Below are 24,665 nucleotides of genomic sequence, written 5' to 3'. Positions count from 1 at the left end.
TCGGGAGACGTCATGGTTGGAGGCGTTGGGCAGACTTCAGCGGGCGATGCGCGGATCGATCACGCTGTAGAGCAGGTCCACGCACAGGTTGACGATGACCACCATGACGGTGGCGGCCAGTACACCGGCCTGTACAGTCACGTAGTCGCGCTGGAAGATGGCGTCGACGATCATCTTGCCCATGCCGGGAATGCCGAAGATGCTTTCGGTGATGACCAGTCCGCCCAGCATGCCCGAGACCATCAGGCCGCTGGCCGTGACCACCGGGATCATGGCATTGCGCAGCGCATGGCCCAGCACCACCTGCCAGTCGCGCAGGCCCTTGGAGAAGGCGGTGCGGATGTAATCCTCGTTGAGCACTTCCAGCAAACTGCTGCGCACCATGCGCATGAGGATGGCCGATTCACGCAGGCCGGTCACGACCATGGGCATGATCATGGCGATCAGGTTGGCGTGCCAGTCCACCGACAGCGGCACGAAACCCGAGGCCGGCAGCCAGCCCAGCTTCACTGCAAACAGGATGATGAACAGCATGCCCAGCCAGAAGTGCGGTACCGACATGCCGAACAGCGCAATCAGGGTGCCGATGGCATTGGCCCAGCCACGCGGTCGCGCCGCCGAGAGGATGCCGGCCGGCACCGCAATGACGACCGCCACCAGGAAGCTGCCGATGGCCAGTTCGATGGTCACCGGCAGGCGCTGCCACAAGGCATCGGCCACCGGGGTGTTGTCGATGAAGGAGCGGCCCAGGTCGCCATGCAGTACGGCCCACAGCCAGCGCCCGTACTGCACCAGCAGCGGATCATCCAGCCCCAGTTTCAGGCGCAGGGCGGCGGCCGCTTCCGGCGTGGCTTCCATGCCGAGGATGGCGGCCACCGGGTCCCCCGGCAGCACTGCCAGCAGGGAAAACACCACCATGCTCACCAGCAGCAGGGTAGGGACCGACAGCAGCAGGCGCCGGGCCAGCTTGGGCAGCTTGATCGTCGTGGCCATGGGACTTACTTGGACACGGTCGCAGTGCGGATCACGCCATCGGGCACGTACTGGAAGCCCTTGACTGACTTGGCGATACCGAACAGCACGTTGTCATGCACGGTGTAGACGTAGGGCACTTCCTTGACCAGGATCGCCATGGCCTGGTCATAGAGCGCCTTGCGCTTGGCCTGGTCGCCTTCCACGCGGGCCTGCTGCAGCAGGTCGTCCACTTCCTTGGCGCCGAAGTGCGAATAGTTCAGCGAGCCGTTGGTGGTGACGAAGTCATAGATGTTCTGGTCCGGATCGGGACGGCCGCTCCAGCCCACGAACAGGCCTTCGAAGTTGCCGGTCTTGCCGGCCTCGATCTGGGTGGCCAGTTCGGTCTTCTCCAGCGTGACGGTGATGCCGGCCGGGCGCAGCATGCCCTGGATCATCTGGCCGACCTGCAATTCATCGGGCGTGGTCGGCAGGGTCAGCTTGAAGCTGAAGCCGCCTTCCTTGCCGGCGGCCTTGAGCAGGGCCTTGGCGCGGGCCACGTCGACCTTGGGCGGCACGTCGCTGGGGCCATTGGCAAACTGCGCCTTGGAGAAGGGCGAATGGCCGGCGGCCACCGCGTTGTTGTAGACCACCTTGGCGATGGCGTTGCGGTCGATCAGGATGTCCACGGCTTCGCGCACTTCCTTCTTGTCGAAGGGCGGCTTGCCGGTGTTCATGTAGAAGCCGCGGAAGCCCAGCGACGGCTTGTTGAGCACCGTGTAGCTGGCGTTGGCCGGGACGTTGGTGATTTCCTTGTAGGGGAAGCGGTTGCTGATGTCGACCTGGCCGCTGCGCAGGTTGTTGAAGGCTACATTGACGTCCGGCATGATCTTGTAGACCACTTCATCCACCTTGGGCAGGCCGGCGCGCCAGTACTCGGGGTTCTTCTTGAGCGTGATGGTGGCACCCTTCAGGCGGCCTTCGTAGACGAAGGGGCCGGTACCGACCGGATGGTTGACGTAGTCTTCTCCGTATTTCTTCACGGCGGCCGGTGACGACATCATGCCGGCGCGATCAGTGAGGATGGAGAGGAAGGGCGCGAAGGGCGTCGACAGGTCCAGCTTGATGGTGTGCTCATCCACCACCGTGATCTTGCTGACGTATTTCAGTTCATTGCGGCGCAGGGAGGTCTTCTCCTGGCCGCGCAGCAGGTTGAATTCCACCGCCTTGGCATCGAAGGGCGTGCCGTCCTGGAATTTGACGCCCTTGCGCAGATACAGCGTGTAGGTTTTCTGATCCTCGGACACGGTCCAGCGCTCGGCGAGCATGGGGATGATCTTGCCCTCGCCGTCCAGGTCCACCAGCTTGTCGAAGATGCTCTGGTAGACGATGCGCTCGTTGAGCATGGAGGACTGCGTGGGGTCGAGCTTGCCGGGGTCGGCGTCCAGCGAGATGTTCAGCGTCACCGCCCAGGCGGGCAGGGTACAGGCGGCCAGCACGGCCGAGGACATCGCGGACAGCAGGAAACGGGAGACACGCGGGTTCATTCGTTTTTCCTTTCAGAAGTCATCACGGATCGAGCGCAACCGGCTTGGGCGGCAAGCCCGCCTGCCACGGCCATCGGGCCAGCTTAGGCGATGGACAGGGTGAAGGCAAGCACGGATACGTCAATGTATACAACGAAGAAGACATGCAGGAAGCATGCCATGGTGTCAGCTTCGCGCCAGTCGGCAAGCTTGTATCAGTAGCCGGGAATGCAGGCGGGGCGGGCCTCCCGCCGGATGGCTGCGACGAGGGAAATGGCGTGCAAGGTTGCGCATCAGTCCATCGTGCCAGTGCAGGCCTGCTTCGCGATGGTGCGCAATCGGGGCTCAGTCCGCCCGAGGAAGGGGCGTGGCGAAGTGGCGACGGCCAAGCGTAAATATTTTGATTAAATCGCTTGCTATTTAATTTTGGCCTCGCTAAACTGCGCTGCATGAATTCGAAAACAGACAAACGCAAGTCGGCCCCGCTGCTGGATGCCCAGTTGTGTTTTGCGCTGTACTCGACTTCGCTGTCGATGAGCAAGCTCTATCGCAAGCTGTTGCGCAACATGGGCATCACCTATTCGCAGTATCTGGTGCTGATGGTGTTGTGGGAGCAGGACCAGCTGACGGTGTCCGATATCGGTGAACGCCTGGTGCTGGATTCAGCGACGCTGACCCCGCTGCTCAAGCGCATGGAAGCGCAGGGCCTGGTGACCCGGGAACGCGCGGCCAGCGATGAACGGCAGGTGGTCATCTCGCTCACCGCAGAAGGTGACAAGCTGCGCGAACAGGCGGTGGAACTGCCCCGTGAAGTCTTGCGGGCAACCGAGTCGACGGCGGCGGAACTGACCGCGATGAAGGAAGAATTGATGGCCTTGCGTGCGCGCTTGCACAAGAATACGGGCGAGTGAGCAGGGCAGATTGAAGGGATGCGGCGACCGGGCCAAGTCCCTTTTTGAAAGTCAAATATATAGTGTACTATCAAATAGTGCTTTATATAGTTGCTGGATTGCTCGCAACAATGCCAGATAACCGGCATCGGCAGACGGAACGGAATGGCGGCATTGTCCCGCCCTCCGAGCGACCGTTATACGCAGAGCCAATAGCGTCAACTAAGTAGTTTGCTATTTAATAGGATTTTAGTTTTATCGTGGTATCGACAGTTTTCCTGGCCACGAACGGCCGGTGCAGTACCGCAGTACCAGGCAGCACAGCAACAAGTACGCAGTTCCCTCGCAGCACTTACCCGGTGAATCCACCGATTCGCTCATCTGAGATTAGAGAAAAGGAAGAAGATCATGACCTCGTTCAAGCAACTCGCCGCCGTCGCCGCCATCGGCCTGGTTTTTGGCAATGCCTATGCCGCCGGTGATGCCGGTGTGGAACCGACCACCCAATCCTTCTTGCAGGCGCTGGAGGCCGGCGGTGGCAAGCCCCTGGAACAGCTCTCGCCGCAGGATGCACGCGCCGTGCTGGTGGGTGCGCAAGCCAGCGTGAAGCTGGATCTGCCCAAGGCAGACGTGTCGGAAAAGACCATCACCGTCGACGGCCAGCAGATCAAGCTGACCATCGTGCGTCCGGCAGGCGTGACCAAGACCTTGCCGGCCTTCATGTTCTTCCACGGCGGCGGCTGGGTGCTGGGCGACTTCCCGACCCACGAACGCCTGGTGCGTGACCTGGTGGCCAATTCCGGTGCGGTGGCCGTGTTCGTGAACTACACCCCGTCGCCGGAAGCCGGCTACGGCGTGGCCATCAACCAGGCCTATGCCGCCACCAAGTGGGTGGCCGAGCACGGCAAGGAAATCAAGGTCGATGGCAAGCGCCTGGCCGTGGCCGGCAACAGCGTCGGTGGCAACATGGCTGCGGTCGTGGCCCTGATGGCCAAGGAAAAGGGCGGCCCCGCCCTGCGTTCGGAAGTGCTGCTGTGGCCGGTGACCGATGCCAACTTCGAAACGGCTTCCTACAACCAGTTCGCCAATGGCTACTTCCTCACCAAGAACATGATGAAGTGGTTCTGGGACAGCTACACCACCGACGCCGCCAAGCGCAAGGAAATCACCGCCTCGCCCTTGAATGCGACCCCGGCGCAACTGGCCGGCCTGCCGCCGACGCTGATCCAGACCGCCGAAAACGACGTGCTGCGTGATGAAGGCGAGGCCTATGGCCGCAAGCTGCAAGCCGCCGGCGTGGCCGTGACCAGCGTGCGCTACAACGGCATGATCCACGACTTCGGCCTGCTGAACGTACTGGCCAAGGTGCCTGCCGTGCAGACCGCGATGCGCCAGGCGGGCGAGGAACTGAAGTTCCGCCTGAAGTGATTGCAAGGCGGTCCTGCGGGTGAAACCGCAGCGAGCCGTTCTCCAAATGGTCAAGGCCCCGGGCGCATGCAAGCGTCCGGGGCCTTGTTTCTTCGCGTCTGCGCACGTGTCGACCGTTCGTCCTGAGTAGGCCCGCACGGGCCGTATCGAAGGTGCACAGGCCGTAGCGCCTTCGATACGCGGCAGTCGCCGCTACTCAGGACGAACGGGTAGCGGAACGCAAACGCAATTTTGCGTACCTTTGCAAATCAATCTTTATGCCAGCACGCGTGTGAGCCAGGCACCGATATCCTCGACCTCCTCGCCGCACACTGAGTGCTGCATCGGATAGTCGTGCCACTCGACCTTGTGGCCCAGCTGGGTCAGCAGTTCACGCGACTTGACGGCGCGCTCCAGCACCACCACCGGATCCATGGTGCCGTGGGCCATGAAGATGGGGGTGTCGTGGTTGGCACCGTGGCGTTCGGCCTCGATGGTGGCGGCCAGCGGCAGATAGCCGGACAGGCACATCAGGCCGGCCAGGCGTTCCGGATGACGCAGGCCGGTCTGCAAGGTCATGGCGCAGCCTTGCGAGAAACCGGCCAGCACGATGCGCTCGGAGGGGATGCCGCGTGCACGCTCTTGTGCGATCAGCGCTTCAATGGCGGCCTGCGAGGCACGCAGGCCGGGTTCGTCCTCACGGCGGACCAGGTCGGGCGCGAAGATGTCGTACCAGGCGCGCATCACGTAGCCGCCGTTGATGGTCACCGGCATGGTCGGCGCGGTCGGGAAGATGAAACGGATGGGTGGGCAGCCCGACAGGTCCAGCTCGCGCACGATGGGCACGAAGTCCGAACCATCGGCTCCCAGGCCGTGCAGCCAGATGACGGAGGCATTGGGATTGGGGGCGGTATCGATCTGTATCGTTTCGAGGGGAGCGGACATAAGCGTGCGGTTCCTGTTGCGGTCGGTGGATGAAAGGGCGGGGCGCGGCATTTGTGTCTGTCCCGGCGCGGGAGCACAATACGGCCTTGCCCGTGGTCATGCGCAGCGTCTGTGCTGCAATGGGCTCACATCATACGATGAACGCCGCCGCGATGGCGGCGCTGCAAAAGGAAAACCCATGAAGTGCATCCCATCGCATCGCCTGCTGGCCCCGCTGCTGGCCTCCGTACTGGCCGTGGCACCCCTGGCCGGTCATGCCGAAGCCGAAGGCCGATTGTTCCAGCCGCGCGGCGAAAACCTGATGATCTCGCCCCCGCCGGGCTGGCGGCTGGCCTACATGGACGGCGATCCGGAGGGCAATTACGTGGTCGATTTCCTGCCGCCCAACGAAGCGCATGACTCCTGGCGCGAGGGCTACATGGGCGTGCAGCGTCGGGGCTATCCCGATGCCGGACTGGTCGCCAACATCCAGGCGCGCAACCTGACCGTGGCACAGGTGGCCTTGACTGAAGTGATGCAGGGAGCCCAGCGCAATTGCCCGGGCCGCTTCGTGGCGATGGCGCAGAAGGATGGCAGCACCAACAATATTCCGGTCTCTGTCAGCGGCGGCTTCTGCGACCGTACCGGGCCAGTTGCGCCCTATGGCGAGGGAACTGTACTGGCGGTGTATCAGGGCAAGCAGCAACTGTTCGTGGTGCAGTTCAGCTGGCGTCCGCCGACTGAAAACGCCATCAAGCAGTATCCCTACCGGATCTCGCCGGCAGCGCTGCAACAATACCTGGATCTGCTGAATGCGGCCGCGCTGTGCGGCGGGCCGGATGAGGGGAAGTGTCCGAACTGAGGGGAGGGCAGGCCCGCATCGTGGTGCGGGCCGCTGAGGTGCTGTTACTTGCTGGCGGGCCGGATGGCCGACTTGGGACGGAAGGCCTTGCAGACGCTCTCATCGGTGTCGATGTAAGGACCTCCGATGAGGTCGATGCAGTAGGGGATGGCGGCAAAGATGCCGGGCACCTTGACCTTGCCGTCCTGGTCCTTCAATCCTTCCAGTGTTTCGCGGATGGACTTGGGCTGGCCGGGCAGATTCAGTACCAGCGCGGCATGGCCGTCGGTCTCGCGAATCACGGCGACCTGGCGCGAGAGAATCGCGGTCGGCACGAACTGCAGGCTGATCTGGCGCATCTGTTCGCCAAAGCCGGGCATTTCCTTGGTGCCGATGGCCAGCGTGGCTTCGGGCGTGACATCGCGGCGCGACGGACCGGTGCCGCCCGTGGTCAGCACCAGGTCGCAACGGGCTACATCGACCAGTTCCACCAGGGTCTGTTCGATCTGTGCGCGTTCATCGGGGATCAGTCGCGTCTCGACTTCAAAGGCGCTGGTGAGCGCTTTGCTGAGCCATTCCTGCAGGGCCGGGATGCCCTGGTCCTGGTAGACGCCACCGGAGGCGCGGTCGGAGATGGAGACCAGTCCGACCCGCAGCACCTCACGGGCGATCGTCGTTACAGCCTCAACGCTCATCGTCATCCTGCTCGTCCGCCTCGTCCTCGGCGGCTTCGCTTTTGGCGCGTGCAGCCTGCGCCTGCAATTGCTTGAGGATCTGGAAGATTTCGCGGTAAGCCTTGGGCGGCTTGTTTTCCGCCTGCTCCTTGCGGGCATTGCGGATCAGCGTGCGCATGTGCTGCACGTCGACGTCGGGATGGCGGTTCAGCAGTTCGGTCAGCGCCTGGTCATCGGCCAGCAGCTTTTCGCGGCGGCGTTCGAGGGCGTGCATGGCGGCGGTTTCGGCCTTGGAGGCACCGTGCCAGCTGTCGATGGTCTTCTGGATGATGGCGATCTCGTCGGCTTCCAGCGTGCGCATCTTCTTGCCCACGTACTGCATCTGGCGACGGCGGCCTTCGTGGTCCTTGATCTGCTGGCATTCGAGGATGGCATCGCGCACGTCTTCGGGCATGGGGACGCGCTTGACGCGGTCGCGCGGTTCATTGACCAGCGATTCGCCGAGCTTTTGCAGGGCATCCATCTCGCGCTTGAGCTGGGACTTGGAGGGGCGGTCGTATTCCTGTTCGAATTCGCTGGATTGGAATCCGACAGCACCGCGATTGGCATTGGGCATATCGTGACTTCGAGAAATAAAGCTTAACGGCTGCTATGATAACCGTTTTACCCGCATTTCAGAGAAAACAGGCTCATGAGCGATACCCCATTCACGCACAGTCAGGACCAGTTGAAGCAGTTGGCGCAGGATGTCCTGCGTTATGCCCGGGACAAGGGCGCCTCGGACGCCGCCGTCGACATCAGCGAGGGCAGCGGCCTGTCGGTAGCGGTGCGCAAGGGCAAGATCGAGACCATCGAGCAGAACAAGGACAAGGGCATCGGCGTGACCGTGTTCCTCGGAGAAGGCCGCCAGGTGCGGCGCGGCAATGCCAGCACCTCGGATTTCTCGCAGCAGGCATTGAAGGAAACGGTCGAGGCCGCCTACAACATCGCACGCTTCACCGCCATCGATGACTGCGCCGGCCTGCCCGACGCCGAGATGCTGGAAATGGCCCCGCGCGACCTGAAACTGTTTTCGCCGTGGAATATTTCCGCCGAAGAAGCTGTGGCGCTGGCCCAACGCTGCGAAACCGCAGCCCTCGAGACCGACCCGCGCATTACCAACAGCGAAGGCGCTGGCGTCTACGTGCAGCACTCGCATTTCATCGCGGCCAACAGCCGTGGTTTCATGGGCGGCTATCCGTTCTCGCGCCACACCATCTCGGTCGCGCCCATCGCCGGCAAGGGCGCGGGCATGCAGCGCGATGACTGGTATTCGTCCAAACGCGATCCGAAGAAACTCGCCAAGCCCGAAGCCATCGGCCGCTACGCTGCCGAACGTGCGCTGGCCCGCCTGAACGCGCGCAAGCTCACGACCCGCAAATGCCCGGTGCTGTTCGAAGCGCCGCTCGCAGCGGGTCTGCTGGGGGCCTTTGTACAAGCGGTGTCGGGCGGTGCGCTGTATCGCAAGTCGACCTTCCTGCTCGATTCGCTGGGTCAGCAGGTTTTCCCCGAGCACATCCAGATCCTGGAAGATCCGCACGTGGTCGGCGGTGTGGGTTCCGCGCCCTTCGATGAAGAAGGCGTGCGCACCGTCAAGCGCGAGGTGATCAAGGATGGCGTGGTGCAGGGCTACTTCCTGTCGACGTATTCTGCCCGCAAGCTGGGCATGCAGACCACCGGCAACTCCGGCGGCTCGCACAACCTGACGCTGCGCTCGGACCTGACCACCAAGGCCGATACCTTCAAGGGCATGCTGAAGAAGATGGGCACCGGCCTCCTGGTGACCGAGCTGATGGGGCAGGGTGTGAACTACGTGACGGGCGATTATTCGCGTGGAGCCTCGGGTTATTGGGTCGAGAATGGCGTGATCCAGTATCCGGTGGAAGAAATCACCATCGCCGGCAACATGAAGGACATGCTGCGCCAGATCGTGGCCGTGGGTAACGACACGCTCATTCGCGGCACCAAGGAAACGGGTTCCATCCTGCTGGAAAACATGACCATCGCTGGCGACTGATCGTGCAGCACGCCACCCGGCCGCCGCTGGCGAGCCGGGTGGTGCCACGGCCAGCGCCGCCCATCTTGGGGAGGCAAGCCATGGACGACATCCACATCCGGCGCGGCTATCTGCCAGGCGCCATCGGGCGTGTAGCCGAGCTGCACGCCGCGTATTACACCGAAAACTGGAGCTTCGGCGTGTATTTCGAAGCCCGCATCGCCACCGAACTGGCGGCTTTCATGAGCCGCTACGACGACAGCCGCGACGGCTTCTGGACTGCCACCGTGCATGGCCGTGTCGAAGGTTCGCTGACCATCGACGGCCAGCATGCGCAGCAGCAGGGCGCGTGGCTGCGCTGGTTCATCTCTTCCGAAAAACTGCGTGGGCGCGGCGTGGGCGATGCCCTGCTGACCGAGGCCATCCGTTTCTGCGCGGAGTGTGATTTTCCCTCGATCTACCTCTGGACCTTCGAAGGTTTGCACGCCGCGCACAACCTGTACCAGCGTCACGGATTCGTGCTGGCCGAGCAGCGCATCGGCTCGCATTGGGGCGTCAAGCTCAACGAGCAGCGTTACGAACTGCTGCTGTAGCGCGCAGGGCAAGCCATGCCATGCGGCGCTAGAATGGCGGATTGGCGCACACGCGCAACTTCGGACATTCATCCTCCGCACATGGCCCTACACACCGACGCCGCCCACTCCAGCGGCCAAGTCCTGCCGTTCCGCGAATCCCTGCTGGCCACGCTGGGCATCTGCTTCGTCATCATGCTGGTGGCCTTGGACCAGACCATCGTCGGCACCGCCCTGCCGACCATCGTGGCTGAACTGAAGGGCTTCGATCTCTATGCCTGGGTCGCCACGGCCTATCTGCTGACCTCGGTCATTACCGTGCCCATCTTCGGACGGCTCGGCGATTACTTCGGGCGCAAGCCGTTCGTGATTGCGTCCATCGTCGTGTTCGTCGGCGCTTCCGCCTTGTGCGGCATGGCCAACAGCATGCTGTTCCTGGTGCTTGCGCGCGGGCTGCAGGGCATCGGTGGGGGCATGCTGGTGGGCACCTGTTTCGCTTCCATCGCTGACCTGTTTCCGGATCCGCGCGTGCGGCTGCGCTGGCAGATCATCCTGTCGGCCTCCTTCGGCATTGCCACGGCTGTCGGTCCATCGCTGGGCGGCTTCCTCACGCAAGGGCTGGGCTGGCGCTGGGTGTTCTATTGCAACCTGCCCATCGGCGTGCTGTCGCTGTATTTCGTCTGGCGCTTCGTGCCGCATATCCGCCACATGCAACACGCCGGCAAGATGCGGCTGGACTGGCCGGGCGCGCTGCTGATTTCACTGTCGCTGGGCAGCCTGCAATTGCTGGTGGAACTGCTGCCCAAGCGCGGCATCACGGTCGGCATGATGGTCTTGCTGGCCGTGTCGGTGGCGGCCTTCTACGCCTTGTGGAAGTGGGAGCAGCGCGCCGCGCAGCCCATCCTGCCCTTCGAGATGATGCGCGACAAGGCGCTGGCCAGCCTGTTCGTCTTGTCGGTGCTGGCGGGCTTTGCCATGTTCTCGCTGCTGATGTATGCGCCGTTGCTGTTCCAGGGCGGATTCGGGTTGAGCCCGCGTGAAGCGGGGCTGCTCATCACGCCGCTGGTGGCCTGTATTACCGTGGCCAGCATCGTCAATGGCCGCATCATCACGCGCATTCCCAACCCCAACCTGATGATGAACCTGGGCTTTGCGCTGATTGCTGCTTCCTGTCTCGGCGTGGTGCTGTGTGATCGCACCACCGGCAATGGTTTTTTGCTGACAGTGATGCTGGCCGGTGGTTTCGGGCTGGGACTGGTCTTGCCCAATCTCACCGTATTTGCGCAGCAGGCCGCTGCACGCGAGCACCTGGGTATCGCTACCGCCTTGCTGCAGTCCTTGCGCATGATCGGGGGCATGCTGGGCACGGCCATCACCGGCACGCTGGTGAGCCAGATGTATGGCGCAGGCGTGCAGAAGGCCCTGGAAGGAGATCACGCGGCGCAGTGGCTCAAGGACTTCAGCGATCCCGAAGTGCTGGTCAATCATGACATCCAGTCGGTGCTGCTGGCCCAGCTGATGCAGGCCGGGCATGACGGTTCGGCCTTGCTGGAAGCGGCGCGCGAGGCGCTGGTCGGGGCCATTCACATGGGCATCGCCATTGCCATCGTGGCCGCGCTGGTGGGGTTGTGGATGGTAAGGCGCGTGCCGCCGATCCGCTTTGACCAGGACAAGAAGGTGGAGCCGGTGATGTCGGAATAAGCGGCTGGCCGCATGCAAAAACGGACCCGTGGGTCCGTTTTTTCTTGATGCGGAGCGTGCGCTTATTCGGTCTTCTCCGTCTTCTTCACCACCGCATAGCGTTCCAGCGTGCGTTCACGCGCCTCGGCATGGTCGACGATAGGGCGCGGATAGTTCGTCCCCAGCGTCACGCCGGCCGACATGCGCTCATCGGGTGTGGCCGTCCACGGCGCATGGATGCGCTTGTCGGAAAGCTTGGCCAGTTGCGGCAGATAGCGGCGGATGAACTTGCCGTCCGGATCAAACTTCTCCGATTGCGTGACCGGATTGAAGATGCGGAAGTAGGGCTGCGCATCACAGCCTGAAGACGATGCCCACTGCCAGCCGCCATTGTTGGCCGAGAGGTCGAAGTCGTTGAGATGGATCGCGAAATATTTCTCACCCCAGCGCCAGTCGATGCCCAGGTCCTTGGTGAGGAAACTGGCCACCACCATGCGCAGGCGGTTGTGCATGTAGCCGGTCTGGTTGATCTGGGCCATGGCCGCATCCACCAGCGGATAGCCGGTGCGTCCCTCGCACCAGGCGGCGAACAGCTCTTCGGCATGCTTGCCGTGCTCCCATTTGATCGTATCGTACTCGGGCTTGAAAGCCTTGGCGGTCACGCGCGGATGGTGGTGCAGGATCATGAAATAGAAATCGCGCCAGGTCAGTTCCGACAGCCACACCGCCGCACCGGCCGCGCCTTGGCCCGCATGCATGGCCTGCATCGCAGCCCGCGCGAGCGTGCGGATGGAGACCGTGCCGAAGCGCAGGTGGATCGACAGATAGGACGGACCCTTCACTGCCGGAAAATCGCGCGCCGTGCCGTAGGCACCGATGCGGCCCAGGAAGTCCTCCAGCAGGGCCTGGGCACCGGACATGCCGGTAGGAATCTTCAGTTCCTGCAAATTGCTGGGGTGGAAGCCCAGTGCCTTGTGCGAAGGCAATCCGTGGTGCGCCTTGCCCGGCGGTTTGGCCAGTGCCTTGAAGTAGTTCTCGACCGGATAGGGTTTGAGATAGAAGTCGCCACCGGCGGCGGCCAGCTTGGCCATCCACGCATTCTTGTAAGGGGTGAAAACGGAGAAGGGCTTGGCGGACTGGGTCAGCACCTCATCCTTTTCAAAGATCACCTGGTCCTTGTAGCTCAGCAATTGCGCGCCATGTTTTTTCAGGGCCTTGTCGACTGCCGCATCGCGTTCCACTGCGGCGGGCTCGTAGTCGGTGTTGACGAAGACCGCCTGCACCGCCAGTTCGGCAGCCAGTTCCGGAATGCACCTGGCGGCCGCTCCGTGCAGCACGATCAGCCCGCCGCCCGCCTTGCGCAGCGCCTCGTCCAGTTCGGCCACGCTGGCCAGCAGGAAATCAACGCGGCGATCCTGCTCGACACCCTCGGCTTTGAGCGCATCGAGAATGTCGGTATCGAAGACGAACACGCACCACACGGACTGGCTCTGCGAGAGTGCGTAGTAAAGGGCGGCATGATCGGTGTGGCGCAGGTCACGGCGGAACCAGACCAGGGACTTGTCGAATTGGGGCATTGCGTTGGTGTTCTTCTTCAATGGGTTGGTCTTCGCCCCGTGGGGCCAGCGGGATCACATTCCGGCGGTGGCTACTGATTGGTAGCGTTCGTGTGAATGATAAAAGATTTTCATCGATTTGACCCGTCGCATCTCAAGGGGGCTATCGTCTGGCCGATAATGACGCATCCGCATACGATGCGGAGAACGAGGGAGGGCGCTGCGATCCGCATGCGTCTCGTGCAATGGGAGATGGGGAAACAATGAAGAAGATGACGATCGGCACCCGGCTGGGGCTGGGTTTTGCCGCGATTCTGGGTTTGATGCTGGTGATTGCCGCCATTGGCGTGGGGCGGCTGCAGGCGGTGGGGAGCCTCAATGACACGATGGTCAATGATGCGCTGGTCAAGGAGAGGCTGGTCGTTACCTTCTATCGCTCCATCGAACTCAACGTCGGCCGCATCGTGGCGGCCGCCAAGAATCCGGATGTCGAACAGCAGAAGTTCTACAAGCAGGAGATCGGCGCCACCATCAGCAAGAACAATGAGCTGGTCAAGCGCATGGAAGAGCTGATCACCGATGACGCCGGGCGCGCTGCCCTGGCCGAGATCAACGAACGCCGGAAGGTGGTGTTGGCGGCCAATGCGCAGGTCTTCAAGGAAAAGGAGGCGGGCAACGAAGAGGGTGCTCGCAAGGCAGTGGACGAGCAGCTGCTGCCGAGTACGCGCGTCTATCTGGCCGCCATCGACAAGCTGGCCGTGATGCAGTCCGACCGCATCAAGAACCAGACTGCGGAAATTGACAGTCTCTTCCGCAATGCGCGCACGCTCATGATCGTGCTGGGCGCAGTGGCACTGCTGCTGGGCGTGGCGCTGGCATGGGCCATCACCCGGTCGATCACGGCACCGCTGCACCAGGCGGTCAACGTGGCCAGCCGTGTGGCCAACGGCCACCTGGACAACCAGATCGAGGTGCGCAGCCTGGACGAAACCGGCCAGCTCATGCGCGCACTCAAGGAAATGAATGACAACCTGGTGGGCATCGTCACCCGTGTACGCCAGGGTACGGATACCATCGCCACCGCCTCCAGCGAGATCGCCGATGGCAACCTGGACCTGTCCAATCGCACCGAGCAGCAGGCCAGCTCGCTGGAAGAGACCGCGTCGGCGATGGAAGAACTGACCTCGACCGTGAAGCAGAACGCCGACAACGCACGCCAGGCCAATCAGCTGGCGGTGTCGGCATCGGAGGTGGCGGTGCAGGGCGGTTCGGTGGTCTCGGAAGTGGTGGCCACGATGGGCTCGATCAATGATTCCTCGCGCAAGATCGTGGACATCATTGCCGTCATCGATGGCATCGCCTTCCAGACCAATATCCTCGCGCTCAACGCCGCCGTGGAAGCCGCGCGTGCGGGTGAGCAAGGGCGGGGCTTTGCAGTGGTCGCCTCCGAAGTGCGCACTCTGGCGCAGCGCTCTGCCAGCGCGGCCAAGGAGATTAAGGAACTCATCGGCGACTCGGTGGGCAAGGTGGAGGCGGGCAGCAGGCTGGTCGAGCAGGCCGGTACGACGATGGAAGAGGTGGTGGCCAGCGTGCGCCGCGTGACCGACATCGTGGCCGAAATCACCTCGGCGTCGCAGGAGCAGAGTGACGGGATCGAACAGGTCAACCAGGCCATCAACCTGATGGATGAAGCGACCCAGCAGAATGCGGCGCTGGTGGAACAGGCGGCTGCGGCGGCGCGGCAGATGCAGGAGCAGGCAGCAGGGCTGAGCGAGACCGTGAGCGTGTTCCGTTTGAGGGGGTAAGAAAATAGAGGGGAGGCGATGATGTCTTGCCCCTATTTTTCTTGAAGCCAAAAAACAAAAAAGGCTAAATGATTTTCATCATTCGGCCTTTTTTGTTTGGTGCCCACGGCAGACCTCGGTCACGTCCCGCGACCCCGTCCCTCCCGCAAAGCGCGCAGGCGCTTTGCTCGTGGCCCCCAAAACGCAAAAGGCCGATTGATTTTCATCAATCGACCTTTTTTGTTTGGTGCCCACGGAGGGACTCGAACCCCCACACCTCGCGGCACATGGACCTGAACCATGCGCGTCTACCAATTCCGCCACGTGGGCTGCGCTGTAAAGCGAAGACCGTGATTATAGACGGTCTAAAAGCGCTGTCAACAAATTTTTCGCTTCCATGGCATCATTTTCGTTGCAATACGATGCTTCACCCCTGTTTTACCCCCGTATTGCGGTTAGGTAAATGGCCGCAACTCCGTTACACTAGGCACATCCGTCCGCCTGGGCGAGCTTCGCCTTGGCATTTATAACAATTGCGCGAAACGAAACTTTTGAGCCAATTCCCCTATTCCATTCCCAGCCGGGAAGAGATCCTCGGCATCCTGCGTACTTCCTCGGGCGCGCAAAACGCTGCCGCCCTGGCCGCCGCGCTCGGCGTCAAGCCGGAAGAAATGGACGGCCTGACGCGCCGCCTCAACGCCATGGAACGCGACGGCCAGATCAAGCCGGATCGCGCCGGCAACTACAAGCTGACCCACTCGCCCGACTTCATCCTGGGCCGCGTCTCCGCCCATCGCGATGGCTTCGGTTTCCTGCTGCCCGATGAAGGGGCTGATGACCTGTTCCTGCCCGAGAAGGAAATGCAGAAGGTCATGCACGGCGACCGCGTACAGGCCCGCATCACTGGCACCGACCGCCGTGGCCGTCCGGAAGGCACCATCGTCGAAGTGGTGGAACGCGCCAATACCCACGTGATCGGCCGTCTGCTCAATGAGAACGGCGTCTGGGTGGTCGCCCCCGAAGACAAGCGCATCGGCCACGACGTGCTGCTGGCCGGCCCCCCGGGCAAGGCCAAGGCAGGGCAGGTGGTCAGCGTGGAGCTGACCGAACATCCTTCCCGCTACACGCAACCCGTGGGCAAGATCGTCGAGATCCTGGGCGATATCGACGACCCCGGCATGGAAATCGAAATCGCCGTGCGCAAGTACGGCGTGCCGCACGAATTCTCGGAAGCCGCCAAGAAGCTGGCTTCCAAGCTGCCCAGCGAAGTCAAGGCGGCCGACCTCAAGGACCGCGTCGACCTGCGTGACGTGCCGCTGGTCACCATCGATGGTGAAGACGCGCGCGACTTCGATGACGCGGTCTACTGCGAACCGGTCAAGATCGGCCGCACCAAGGGCTATCGCCTGATCGTCGCCATTGCCGACGTGAGCCACTACGTCAAGCCCAACGACGCCTTGGACGTGGACGCGCTGGAGCGCAGCACCTCGGTGTATTTCCCGCGCCGGGTGATCCCGATGCTGCCGGAAAAGCTCTCCAACGGCCTGTGCTCGCTGAACCCGGACGTGGACCGCCTGACCCTGGTGTGCGATGCCGTCATCACCGCCAAGGGCGAGATCAAGGCCTACCAGTTCTATCCGGCCGTGATCCACTCCGCAGCTCGCCTGACCTATACCGAAGTGGCCTCGATCCTGGCCAATACCAAGGGCCCGGAAGCAGCGCGCCGCATCGGCCTGGTGCCGCACCTGACGCATCTGTACGAAGTCTTCCAGGCGCTGCTGACGGCACGCCAGGCGCGCGGTGCGATCGACTTCGAGACCACCGAGACCTACATCGTCTGCAACGCTGCCGGCAAGATCGAGAAGATCCTGCCGCGCACCCGCAACGACGCGCACCGCCTGATCGAGGAATGCATGCTGGCCGCCAACGTCTGCGCGGCCGACCTGCTGAAGCGCCACGATCACCCGGCGCTGTACCGCATCCACGCCGGTCCGACCAAGGAAAAGCTGACGCAGCTGCGCACCTTCCTCAAGCAGATCGGCCTGACCCTGGGTGGTGGCGACACCCCCAGCGCCTCCGATTACGCCGAGCTCATGCCCAAGGTCAAGGCACGTCCCGATGCGGTGCTGATCCAGACCATGCTGCTGCGCTCGATGCAGCAGGCGGTCTACAGCCCGGACAACATCGGTCACTTCGGCCTGTCCTATGAATCCTATGCGCACTTCACCAGCCCGATCCGCCGCTATCCCGACCTGCTGACGCACCGTGCCATCAAGGCCGTGCTGCAAGGCAAGCGTTACGAGCCCAAGGGTATCGACAGCACTGCGCTGAACACCTCGATCTCGCCCGCCGCCCGCAAGGCGCAGGCACTGCAGCGTGCCACCGACAAGGCGGCCGGCAAGAAGCCGCGCGGCGAGAGCGCACTGGCGATCTGGGAAGCGCTGGGCCTGCACTGTTCGGCCAATGAGCGCCGTGCCGATGAGGCTTCGCGCGATGTGGAAGCCTGGCTCAAGTGCTACTTCATCCGCGACAAGCTGGGCGAGGAATTCACCGGCACCATCGCCGGCGTGGCCACCTTCGGCATCTTCGTCCAACTGGATGCGCTCTACATCGAAGGTTTGGTGCACGTCACCGAACTGGGTGCGGATTACTTCCAGTACGACGAAGCGCGCCACGAACTGCGCGGCGAACGTACCGGCATCCGCTACCAGCTGACCGACCGCGTCACCGTGCAGGTCAGCCGCGTGGACCTGGATGCACGCAAGATCGACCTGGCACTGGTCAACGAGCCGGGCATCCGTACCCTCATCAAGAACGAAGCCAAGCGCGCTGAAAACGCCGCGCGCGGCAAGTCCGGTGGCGGCAGGCAGAGTGCCGATGAAGCTCAGCCGGCAGCCCGTGGCAAGAGGGGGGCGGCCAAGCCAGCTGCCGCTGCAGCGGGCAGCAAGCCCAAGGGTGGCGCCAAGGCCAAGGCCGGTGCCGCGCGCACCGCCACGGCACGCCCCGGCGAAGCTGACCGCAAGCGCGCTGCATCCAAGGGCTACACCAAGGGCAAGAAGAAGCGATGAGCATGTCCCCGGACCTGCGCGATGCGCAGGCCGGGTTTGATGGAACGCGGGGCAGTTGCCCCGAGCAAGACGAAAGACACAAGCAGGATCTATGAAGAGCAAAATGATTTTCGGCTTCCATGCCGTGACCTCCCGCATCCGCCACGAGGCTTCCTCGGTGGAAGAGATTTACGTGGATGCCGAGCGCCGCGACCGCCGCATGCTGGATTTGCTGCATGCCGCCAAGGAAGCCAATGTGCGCATCATCCAGGCCGACGACCAGCGCCTCGGGGCCATGGTCGGCACGCGCCGTCACCAGGGCGTGGTGGCCAAGGCCGCCGCGCTGTCGCTGGCGCGCACCCTCGATGAACTGCTGGATGCCGTGGTCGGTCCGCCGCTGCTGTTGATCCTCGACGGCATCACCGATCCGCACAACCTGGGCGCCTGCCTGCGCGTGGCCGACGGTGCCGGCGCGCATGCCGTGATCGCCCCCAAGGATCGCGCCGTGGGCTTGAATGCCACGGCCATGAAGGTCTCCAGCGGTGCGTCCGATACCGTGCCCTACATCACCGTCACCAACCTGGCCCGCACCATGCGCGACCTGAAGGAACGCGGCGTGTGGATCATCGGCACCTCCGATGATGCCGAGAAGGGCCTCTACGAAGGTGACTTCAGCGGTCCCACGGCACTGGTGATGGGCTCCGAAGGCGAAGGCATGCGCCGCCTCACCCGCGAGACCTGCGACGTGCTGGTCAACATCCCCATGTTCGGATCGGTCGAGAGTCTCAACGTCTCCGTGGCTTCCGGCGTCTGTCTGTACGAGGCGCGACGCCAGCGCTTGCCCAAGTAAGTCCGGTCATCCCGCATGACATCATCGCCGGACTTCGCGTCCGGCGATTTTTTTTTGCCGTTCCATTGTTGGATCACTTCAATTTCACTTCAGTAGCAGTTTTCATTCAACGTTTCAGGAAACACACCATGTTCAGCCGACTCAGAGAAGACATCGCCAGCATCCGTGAGCGCGACCCCGCCGCGCGCAACAGCTGGGAGGTGCTGACCTGTTATCCGGGCCTGCATGCGGTGATCCTGCATCGCTGGGCCCAGGCTTGCTGGAAGGCCGAGATGAAGTGGCTGGGACGCTTCATCTCGCAGCTCGGCCGCACCCTCACTGGCATCGAGATCCATCCCGGTGCCACCATCGGCCGCCGTGTCTTCATCGATCACGGCATGGGGGTGGTGATTGGCGAGACCGCCATCGTCGGTGACGATTCCACCATCTACCAGGGCGTGACCCTGGGCGGCACTTCGCTGGCCAAGGGAGCCAAGCGCCATCCGACACTGGGGCGCGGCGTCATCATCGGTGCCGGGGCCAAGGTGCTGGGCGGTTTTACGGTCGGGGACGGGGCCAAGGTCGGTTCCAATGCGGTGGTCACCAAGGAAGTGCCGCCCGGCGCCACCGCCGTGGGCAACCCGGCGCGCATCGTCGAGCGCAATGTCGCGCCAGCCGCGCGTGATCAGGCGGCAGCACGCCTGTTTGCGGCCTATGGCGTGATGCCCAATGGCGATGATCCGCTGTCCAAGGCGCTGCACGGACTCATCAACCAGGTGGCCGCGCAGGAGCAGCAACTGGAAGCCGTGCTGGCCGCCTTGCAGGGTGCGGGGATAGGGTGTCGACGCCTTGAAGAGGCCGGACAATTCGACGCCGCGCAACTGAACCGGCTGGTCGATTGAGGAGCAGGGGCGCAGCCGGGTTCAGACCGGCTGCGTAGCTCGCCACGGCATCTGCCGCAGCGATGAAGCATGTACGGCGAGATCAGGCGATCTCGTCGCCATTCACATCATGCCGGTGCAGCGCACCGTCAGCCGTCAGGCTGATCCAGCCGCCACGCGGCGTTTCCACGTCGTATTCCCAATCTGGCAGTACATAGCGCAGCTTGCCGCCGTCCAGGCGATGCAGGGCAGGGCGGTGCGTATGGCCGTGGATCAGGACATCGGTGCCGGTCTGCGCGAAGAGCGCATCGATGGCACCGGCATTGACGTCCATGATCGCCATGTCCTTGCTCTGGTTGGCGTCCTGGCTGTTCTTGCGGATGCCTTCGATGATGGCCTTGCGCTGCGCCAGCGGCATGGACAGGAACTGCTGCTGGTAAGCCGGTTGCCGCACCTGGGCGCGGAACGCCATGTAGGCCTGGTCATCGGTGCATTGCGCATCGCCATGGGCCAGCGCCAGCGTGCGGCCGGCGGCGGTGATGACGTGCGGGTCCTCCAGCAGCGTCAGCCCGGCGGCATCGGCAAATGCCTGTCCGACCAGGAAATCGCGGTTGCCAGCCATCCAGTACAGTTGCACGCCTTGCGCCTGTACAGTTCGCAGTGCGTCAGCAATCAGTTGGTTGTAGGGAGCAGTACGGTCGTCGTCACCGGCCCAGTACTCGAACACGTCACCCAGCAAGTACAGTTGCTGCGTCTGTACTGCATGGCGCTGCAGGAAGGACAGAAAAGCCTCGGTGGTGCGGGGCAGGGCGGCTTGCAAATGGAGGTCGGAAACAAAAAGCGCAACCGTCGGTTGCGCTTTCTGCATGAACTGGAAATCAGTCATGGTCGGTGAAGTCAGTGGTCCGGGTCAGGCTCAGACCACTTCTGCCTTCTCGATCACCACATCTTCTGCAGGCACGTCGGCGAACATGCCGGCGCGGGTGGTCTTGACGCCCTTGATCTTGTCGACCACTTCAGTGCCTTCGACGACCTTGCCGAAGACGCAGTAGCCCCAGCCGTCCTGGCCCGGGTAGTCCAGGAAGCTGTTGTTCTTGACGTTGATGAAGAACTGCGCCGAGGCCGAGTGCGGCGCGGCGGTGCGGGCCATGGCCAGGGTGTAGGGCTCGTTCTTGAGGCCGTTCTTGGCTTCGTTCTCGATCGGCTCGCGGGTTTCCTTCTGCTTCATGCCCGGTTCGAAGCCGCCGCCCTGAATCATGAAACCGTCGATGACGCGGTGGAAGATGGTGCCGTTGTAATGGCCGGCGTTGACGTAGGCCAGGAAGTTCTCAACGGTCTTGGGGGCCTTCTCGGCATCCAGTTCGATCTTGATCGTGCCGTGGTTGGTGGTGAGCAGAACTGCCATGATGAATCCTTTGCTTGAGGGAGAATGAAAAAAAACCGGCGGGCGACTTGGGCCCGCCTTGGCTGCGTGACGGCAGGCCGGCCTTACTTGACCAGGGTGGCCGATTCGATCACCACCGGCGTGGCCGGCACGTCGCCGGCACCGGTGCGCACTTGCTTGATCTTGTCGACCACGTCGGTGCCAGCGATGACCTTGCCGAAGACGGCGTAGCCCCAGCCGTCCTGGCCGGGGTAGTTCAGGAAGCGGTTGTCCGCCACGTTGATGAAGAACTGGGCCGTTGCCGAATGCGGTGCCGACGTGCGCGCCATCGCCACAGTATAAACCTCGTTCTTCAAACCGTTATTGGCCTCGTTCTTGATGGGCGCGTCGGTGGTCTTCTCGCGCATGTTCTGGTCGTAGCCGCCGCCCTGGATCATGAAGCCGTTGATGACGCGGTGGAAGACGGTGCCGTTGTACTGGCCCTTCTTGACGTATTTCAGGAAATTGTCGACCGAGACCGGAGCCTTTTCAGGATTCAGTTCCAGGGTGATGTTGCCCATGCTGGTCTTGAGCAGTACGCGCGGGGCGTCGGCCGCCAGGGCAGGGGCGGCCAGCGTGGCCGACAGAGAGAGTGCTGCAGCCATGCGCAGCAGATGACGACGGGAGAGGATCATGCGTTGCCTTCGTAAATGATTTTCCATTGCGATCCTTCACGCACCCAGTACTGGCGCTTGCGGATCGCGTTCTTGCTTTTGCCGACAGCACTTTCCTGGGTGAAAGTGCTGACGATCATGTCTTCCGGTGTGCCGGGATAGCGGAACAGGCTGACATCGCGCAGTTTGACACTGGTATAGCGCGCGCCGTTCAGGCTCTTCTGCTGGCGGCCGAACCAGGTGGCCAGGTTCTCGCCCTGGGCCGAGCGGAATTCGGGAGAGTAATACGCCAGCACCTTGTCGGCATCCGCATTCTCCAGCGACTGGCCCCATTGCTCCAGCATGGCCGAGGCGGCGTCGCGCTGTTTGGCCCACTCGCTCTTGTCGACGAACTGCACGTGCTGGCTGATCACCACCACGGTCTTGCCGACTTCGGCGGTGGAATACAGGCTCTGCAGGTCCGGATTGGCCAGCACCACGCAGCCATCCGAGGACAGGGGCGGGCGGCTGAAGTTGTCCGAGGGCGTGCCGTGCAGCCAGATACCGTAGCCGCTGCGGCCATTGCGCTTGTCCCACTCATTGGGATAGGACAGCGGCAGTGCGCCGGTGCCATAGAAATCAGGCAGCTTGGGGCCGGGGATACGGTTGTTGACGTAATACACGCCGATGGGCGTGCGCTGGTCGCCCGACTTGGTCTTGTTGGCACCGAAGCGGCCTTGCGAGACGTAGTAGTCGGTCATGTATTTCAGCTCGCCGCCCTGGTTCTCGTAGACGTACAGGCGCGAGCGCGTGGTATCGACCACCAGCACGTTCTTCTGGTCCTCGCCGACTTGCAGCACGGCCTTGGGGATCAGCTTGGGATCCGGTTTTTCCTGCAGGGAACGGATGCGCACCATGGCTTCGTCGCGCAATTCCTTGAGCTTGTCGCCGGGTCCATCGGCCATCGCGCCGAAGTTGCGCACCGGGCGGGCATGCATCAGCAGCAGGTCGCCGCGCACCAGATGGCCCAGGCGGAAGGTCGGATAGGCCGCCACCAGGGCGTCGGCCTTGGCCTGGGCTTCGCGCAGGCGGTTGGCACCGAGGTCCTTGTAGATATCAATGAGCAGAGCTTCCGGATCCGGCTTGGCAGCGGGTGCGCCGGCCGTATTGCCTTGCGGCGGAATGGAAGAAGAGGATGCCTCGCTGCCCATCGCAGGCAGACCCGCCAGGCACAACATCAGCAGGCGTCCCAGCATGCGCGCGGGACGCCCTTGCAAAGCGCTAGCCACCAATTACCCTCCCGATCGTTCCTGTTTGATCAGCCATCGATTGCCCTGTTTGACGAAGATCAGGGTCTTGCGGCTGTCCACCGTCAGCCGATCCGAATTATATATCTGGCGATAGCGCACGGTCGCGATGTTGCCATTGATGCTCACCGTGGCATTGCTGACCTTGACACTGATGCGGCCCTTGTCCTCGATGCGGGCGCGGCGCTCTTCGGCCCATTCCTTGCGGGAGGCGCCACGGGGCGTATCGAAGTCGCTGGCGTAATGGCCCAGGTAGCTGCGCACGTCCTTGTCGCTCCAGGCCTTGGCCCAGCCATTCAATGCTGCCAGCACGACCGCCTTGTCCTGTTCGGCGCTGGCCTCGGCCTTGGCCTTTTCCTTGTCGGCACGGGCCTTGTCGGCCTTGGCCTTCTCGGCAGCGGCCAGTTTCTCGGCCTTGGCCTTTTCGGCCGCGGCCAGTTTCTCCGCCTTGGCCTTCTCGGCGGCAGCCAGCTTGTCGGCTTGTGCCTTCTCGGCGGCAGCCTGGGCGGCCTTGTCCTTCTCGGCGCGGGCGGCTTGTTCGCGGGCCAGTTTGTCGGCTTGTTCCTTGTCCTTCTGTGCCTGCAGTTCCTTCTGCTTCTGCTCGGCGGCAGCCTTGTCGGCGGCGGCCTTCTGGGCGCGCGCCTGTTCGGCGGCCAGTTGCTCGGCGCGTGCCTTCTCGGCCTTGGCGCGGTCGGCGGCGGCCCGGTCTGCTGCTGCCTTCTCGGCGGCAGCCTTGTCTGCGGCGGCCTTGTCGGCAGCGGCTTTCTCGGCGGTCGCCTTGTCGGCTGCGGCTTTTTCCTTCTCGCTGGTGGCCTTGGAGATGGCTGTCTTTTCCGCTTCGGCCTTGTCGGCGGCTGCCTGCTGCGCCAGTTTCTCGGCCGCCAGGGCACGATTGCGTTCCTGCTGTTCGGCCGCTGCCGCTTCGGCCTTGGCCTTGGCGTCGCGCTGGGCCGCTGCGGCCGACGCCAGGCGCGGCACCGTGCCACCGGTGGTGTTGCCGTTGAGCGAGCGCAGCAAGGTCAGCTTGGGCTGCGGCACGTTGGCACCCGGATCGATCTGCAGCGCCTTGTCATAAGCCTGGCTGGCCTGCTTGGCATAGACGTCGCCCAGGTTTTCCAGTGCCGTGGCATAGGTCGGATTGGTGCGCATGGCCATGTCCAGCGCCGCGCGCGCCTTGTCGTACTGGCCGTCGGCTGCATACAGCACGGCCAGGTTGTTGTACGGCTCGGGCAGGTCGGGGAAGTCTTCGGTCAGCTTGCTGAACACCGCGATGGCCTCGGCAGAACGGTTTTGTTCTGCTAAGATCAGCCCCTTCGTGAAACGCAGTTGCGCATCGCGCGGGTGTTTCGCCAGCACGGCATCGGTCTTGGTCAGTGCATCGGCATACTGTCCGGCCCGCATCAGCTTGTTGATGTCAGACATTTCACTGGCATGCGCAAGCGTGGCGGGTACCCCGAACAGGGCAGCCACCAGGCTGGACAACACTGCCGTCTTGTGGGCAGTCTTGCTGATCAAACCGCGCAAACCATGAATGGATGTCTGTTCTTGTGATTCTGGGGCCATGGTTTTATCGATGCTATACTCGAAGAAATTCGAAGAAAGCTGGCATTTTATATCAAACAAGTAAGACAAAAAGAGGTTTGGCTACCGTGACCCGTTCATGTTGCAACTGCTGCTAGAACAATGAAACCCAGGCAGGGGCCTGCCAGCGCCATGCTTCATCACGGTGCCGGCCCCAGGTAGTG

General features: G+C 63.0%; 21 protein-coding genes and 1 tRNA gene. 10 read left to right on the top strand and 12 right to left on the bottom strand.

Features of this window, described 5'->3' with window-relative positions; all coding sequences use genetic code 11:
* Positions 1–36 precede the first annotated feature (36 nt).
* Both ACWHXP_RS10685 and ACWHXP_RS10680 read right to left on the bottom strand, forming a co-directional pair.
* Entirely contained in the window at positions 37–993 is a 957-nt protein-coding gene (locus ACWHXP_RS10685; RefSeq protein ID WP_034337542.1) for an ABC transporter permease, read from the bottom strand.
* Positions 994–998: 5 nt separating this feature from the next.
* Positions 999–2,498 carry an ABC transporter substrate-binding protein gene (locus ACWHXP_RS10680; protein ID WP_489633883.1) on the bottom strand — a complete coding sequence of 500 codons (1,500 nt, stop codon included), beginning with the start codon at positions 2,496–2,498 and terminating at the stop codon, positions 999–1,001.
* Between the two features lie 428 nt (positions 2,499–2,926).
* On the opposite strand from ACWHXP_RS10680, the gene ACWHXP_RS10675 reads away from it, so the two are divergent.
* Both ACWHXP_RS10675 and ACWHXP_RS10670 read left to right on the top strand, forming a co-directional pair.
* Positions 2,927–3,388, top strand: coding sequence for a MarR family winged helix-turn-helix transcriptional regulator (locus tag ACWHXP_RS10675; protein WP_039786512.1), 462 nt, complete (start codon positions 2,927–2,929; stop codon positions 3,386–3,388).
* Between the two features lie 387 nt (positions 3,389–3,775).
* On the top strand, positions 3,776–4,795 hold the full coding sequence (locus tag ACWHXP_RS10670; protein WP_489633884.1) for an alpha/beta hydrolase: 1,020 nt from the start codon (positions 3,776–3,778) through the stop codon (positions 4,793–4,795).
* 255 nt (positions 4,796–5,050) lie between these two features.
* Here ACWHXP_RS10670 and ACWHXP_RS10665 read toward each other — a convergent pair whose 3' ends face one another.
* Positions 5,051–5,719 (bottom strand): alpha/beta hydrolase, encoded by a 669-nt coding sequence (locus tag ACWHXP_RS10665; protein WP_489633885.1) that lies wholly within the window; start codon positions 5,717–5,719, stop codon positions 5,051–5,053.
* A gap of 178 nt (positions 5,720–5,897) precedes the next feature.
* On the opposite strand from ACWHXP_RS10665, the gene ACWHXP_RS10660 reads away from it, so the two are divergent.
* The gene (locus ACWHXP_RS10660; RefSeq protein WP_489633886.1) at positions 5,898–6,560 is read left to right on the top strand and encodes a hypothetical protein; all 663 of its coding nucleotides are present in this window, start codon (positions 5,898–5,900) and stop codon (positions 6,558–6,560) included.
* A gap of 44 nt (positions 6,561–6,604) precedes the next feature.
* On the opposite strand, the gene mog is transcribed toward ACWHXP_RS10660, so the two are convergent.
* Both mog and yjgA read right to left on the bottom strand, forming a co-directional pair.
* Positions 6,605–7,234 carry a molybdopterin adenylyltransferase gene (gene mog / locus ACWHXP_RS10655; protein WP_489625268.1) on the bottom strand — a complete coding sequence of 210 codons (630 nt, stop codon included), beginning with the start codon at positions 7,232–7,234 and terminating at the stop codon, positions 6,605–6,607.
* A complete protein-coding gene (gene yjgA / locus ACWHXP_RS10650; RefSeq protein WP_034335392.1) occupies positions 7,224–7,829 on the bottom strand; it encodes a ribosome biogenesis factor YjgA in 606 nt (201 codons plus the stop codon). Before yjgA ends, mog begins: the two co-directional genes overlap by 11 nt.
* 75 nt (positions 7,830–7,904) lie before the next feature.
* On the opposite strand from yjgA, the gene pmbA reads away from it, so the two are divergent.
* The 3 genes from pmbA to ACWHXP_RS10635 all read left to right on the top strand — a co-directional run bounded on the left by pmbA (position 7,905) and on the right by ACWHXP_RS10635 (position 11,521).
* On the top strand, positions 7,905–9,269 hold the full coding sequence (gene pmbA, locus ACWHXP_RS10645; protein ID WP_034335393.1) for a metalloprotease PmbA: 1,365 nt from the start codon (positions 7,905–7,907) through the stop codon (positions 9,267–9,269).
* An 80-nt stretch (positions 9,270–9,349) separates the two neighbouring features.
* The gene (locus tag ACWHXP_RS10640) at positions 9,350–9,841 is read left to right on the top strand and encodes a GNAT family N-acetyltransferase (protein WP_489625269.1); all 492 of its coding nucleotides are present in this window, start codon (positions 9,350–9,352) and stop codon (positions 9,839–9,841) included.
* A gap of 81 nt (positions 9,842–9,922) precedes the next feature.
* Positions 9,923–11,521, top strand: a complete 1,599-nt coding sequence (locus ACWHXP_RS10635) for an MDR family MFS transporter (RefSeq protein ID WP_134222054.1) — start codon at positions 9,923–9,925, stop codon at positions 11,519–11,521.
* Between the two features lie 62 nt (positions 11,522–11,583).
* Here the strand turns inward: ACWHXP_RS10635 and ACWHXP_RS10630 are convergent, their stop codons facing one another.
* The gene (locus ACWHXP_RS10630) at positions 11,584–13,077 is read right to left on the bottom strand and encodes a cryptochrome/photolyase family protein (protein WP_489633887.1); all 1,494 of its coding nucleotides are present in this window, start codon (positions 13,075–13,077) and stop codon (positions 11,584–11,586) included.
* Between the two features lie 242 nt (positions 13,078–13,319).
* Between ACWHXP_RS10630 and ACWHXP_RS10625 the strand changes: the two genes are divergently transcribed.
* The gene (locus tag ACWHXP_RS10625; protein ID WP_489625271.1) at positions 13,320–14,861 is read left to right on the top strand and encodes a methyl-accepting chemotaxis protein; all 1,542 of its coding nucleotides are present in this window, start codon (positions 13,320–13,322) and stop codon (positions 14,859–14,861) included.
* Positions 14,862–15,085: 224 nt separating this feature from the next.
* On the opposite strand, the gene ACWHXP_RS10620 is transcribed toward ACWHXP_RS10625, so the two are convergent.
* A tRNA-Leu gene (locus tag ACWHXP_RS10620) sits at positions 15,086–15,170 on the bottom strand.
* 221 nt (positions 15,171–15,391) lie between these two features.
* Here ACWHXP_RS10620 and rnr point away from each other — a divergent pair.
* The 3 genes from rnr to cysE all read left to right on the top strand — a co-directional run bounded on the left by rnr (position 15,392) and on the right by cysE (position 19,618).
* Positions 15,392–17,908, top strand: coding sequence for a ribonuclease R (gene rnr / locus ACWHXP_RS10615; RefSeq protein WP_121039393.1), 2,517 nt, complete (start codon positions 15,392–15,394; stop codon positions 17,906–17,908).
* A gap of 91 nt (positions 17,909–17,999) precedes the next feature.
* Positions 18,000–18,737 carry a 23S rRNA (guanosine(2251)-2'-O)-methyltransferase RlmB gene (gene rlmB, locus ACWHXP_RS10610; protein ID WP_489625272.1) on the top strand — a complete coding sequence of 246 codons (738 nt, stop codon included), beginning with the start codon at positions 18,000–18,002 and terminating at the stop codon, positions 18,735–18,737.
* Between the two features lie 128 nt (positions 18,738–18,865).
* A complete protein-coding gene (gene cysE / locus ACWHXP_RS10605) occupies positions 18,866–19,618 on the top strand; it encodes a serine O-acetyltransferase (RefSeq protein ID WP_134222057.1) in 753 nt (250 codons plus the stop codon).
* Positions 19,619–19,700: 82 nt separating this feature from the next.
* On the opposite strand, the gene ACWHXP_RS10600 is transcribed toward cysE, so the two are convergent.
* The 5 genes from ACWHXP_RS10600 to ACWHXP_RS10580 all read right to left on the bottom strand — a co-directional run bounded on the left by ACWHXP_RS10600 (position 19,701) and on the right by ACWHXP_RS10580 (position 24,483).
* Positions 19,701–20,483: a UDP-2,3-diacylglucosamine diphosphatase gene (locus ACWHXP_RS10600; protein ID WP_288067995.1), complete on the bottom strand. Its 783-nt coding sequence runs from the start codon at positions 20,481–20,483 to the stop codon at positions 19,701–19,703.
* Positions 20,484–20,513: 30 nt separating this feature from the next.
* The gene (locus tag ACWHXP_RS10595; RefSeq protein ID WP_013233868.1) at positions 20,514–21,002 is read right to left on the bottom strand and encodes a peptidylprolyl isomerase; all 489 of its coding nucleotides are present in this window, start codon (positions 21,000–21,002) and stop codon (positions 20,514–20,516) included.
* A gap of 83 nt (positions 21,003–21,085) precedes the next feature.
* A complete protein-coding gene (locus tag ACWHXP_RS10590; protein ID WP_489625273.1) occupies positions 21,086–21,655 on the bottom strand; it encodes a peptidylprolyl isomerase in 570 nt (189 codons plus the stop codon).
* Positions 21,652–22,869, bottom strand: coding sequence for a L,D-transpeptidase family protein (locus tag ACWHXP_RS10585; protein WP_121039411.1), 1,218 nt, complete (start codon positions 22,867–22,869; stop codon positions 21,652–21,654). The genes ACWHXP_RS10590 and ACWHXP_RS10585 overlap by 4 nt, the downstream gene beginning before the upstream one ends.
* 36 nt (positions 22,870–22,905) lie before the next feature.
* Entirely contained in the window at positions 22,906–24,483 is a 1,578-nt protein-coding gene (locus tag ACWHXP_RS10580; RefSeq protein ID WP_489633888.1) for a YybH family protein, read from the bottom strand.
* Positions 24,484–24,665 lie beyond the last annotated feature (182 nt).

The organism is Herbaspirillum sp. Her2, assembly GCF_057961375.1.
This window is presented reverse-complemented; position numbering and strand designations above follow the sequence as displayed.

Bases quoted from the DNA above. Each gene is read 5' to 3' on its own strand.
- ACWHXP_RS10675 (WP_039786512.1), top strand. From the start codon at position 2,927: ATGAATTCGAAAACAGACAAACGCAAGTCGGCCCCGCTGCTGGATGCC.
- ACWHXP_RS10625 (WP_489625271.1), top strand. From the start codon at position 13,320: ATGAAGAAGATGACGATCGGCACCCGGCTGGGGCTGGGTTTTGCCGCG.
- yjgA (WP_034335392.1), bottom strand. From the start codon at position 7,829: ATGCCCAATGCCAATCGCGGTGCTGTCGGATTCCAATCCAGCGAATTC.
- ACWHXP_RS10685 (WP_034337542.1), bottom strand. From the start codon at position 993: ATGGCCACGACGATCAAGCTGCCCAAGCTGGCCCGGCGCCTGCTGCTG.
- ACWHXP_RS10585 (WP_121039411.1), bottom strand. From the start codon at position 22,869: ATGCTGGGACGCCTGCTGATGTTGTGCCTGGCGGGTCTGCCTGCGATG.
- ACWHXP_RS10660 (WP_489633886.1), top strand. From the start codon at position 5,898: ATGAAGTGCATCCCATCGCATCGCCTGCTGGCCCCGCTGCTGGCCTCC.
- ACWHXP_RS10640 (WP_489625269.1), top strand. From the start codon at position 9,350: ATGGACGACATCCACATCCGGCGCGGCTATCTGCCAGGCGCCATCGGG.
- ACWHXP_RS10595 (WP_013233868.1), bottom strand. From the start codon at position 21,002: ATGGCAGTTCTGCTCACCACCAACCACGGCACGATCAAGATCGAACTG.
- ACWHXP_RS10680 (WP_489633883.1), bottom strand. From the start codon at position 2,498: ATGAACCCGCGTGTCTCCCGTTTCCTGCTGTCCGCGATGTCCTCGGCC.
- ACWHXP_RS10600 (WP_288067995.1), bottom strand. From the start codon at position 20,483: ATGACTGATTTCCAGTTCATGCAGAAAGCGCAACCGACGGTTGCGCTT.
- ACWHXP_RS10665 (WP_489633885.1), bottom strand. From the start codon at position 5,719: ATGTCCGCTCCCCTCGAAACGATACAGATCGATACCGCCCCCAATCCC.
- cysE (WP_134222057.1), top strand. From the start codon at position 18,866: ATGTTCAGCCGACTCAGAGAAGACATCGCCAGCATCCGTGAGCGCGAC.
- rlmB (WP_489625272.1), top strand. From the start codon at position 18,000: ATGAAGAGCAAAATGATTTTCGGCTTCCATGCCGTGACCTCCCGCATC.
- pmbA (WP_034335393.1), top strand. From the start codon at position 7,905: ATGAGCGATACCCCATTCACGCACAGTCAGGACCAGTTGAAGCAGTTG.
- ACWHXP_RS10635 (WP_134222054.1), top strand. From the start codon at position 9,923: ATGGCCCTACACACCGACGCCGCCCACTCCAGCGGCCAAGTCCTGCCG.
- mog (WP_489625268.1), bottom strand. From the start codon at position 7,234: ATGAGCGTTGAGGCTGTAACGACGATCGCCCGTGAGGTGCTGCGGGTC.
- ACWHXP_RS10590 (WP_489625273.1), bottom strand. From the start codon at position 21,655: ATGATCCTCTCCCGTCGTCATCTGCTGCGCATGGCTGCAGCACTCTCT.
- ACWHXP_RS10580 (WP_489633888.1), bottom strand. From the start codon at position 24,483: ATGGCCCCAGAATCACAAGAACAGACATCCATTCATGGTTTGCGCGGT.
- ACWHXP_RS10670 (WP_489633884.1), top strand. From the start codon at position 3,776: ATGACCTCGTTCAAGCAACTCGCCGCCGTCGCCGCCATCGGCCTGGTT.
- ACWHXP_RS10630 (WP_489633887.1), bottom strand. From the start codon at position 13,077: ATGCCCCAATTCGACAAGTCCCTGGTCTGGTTCCGCCGTGACCTGCGC.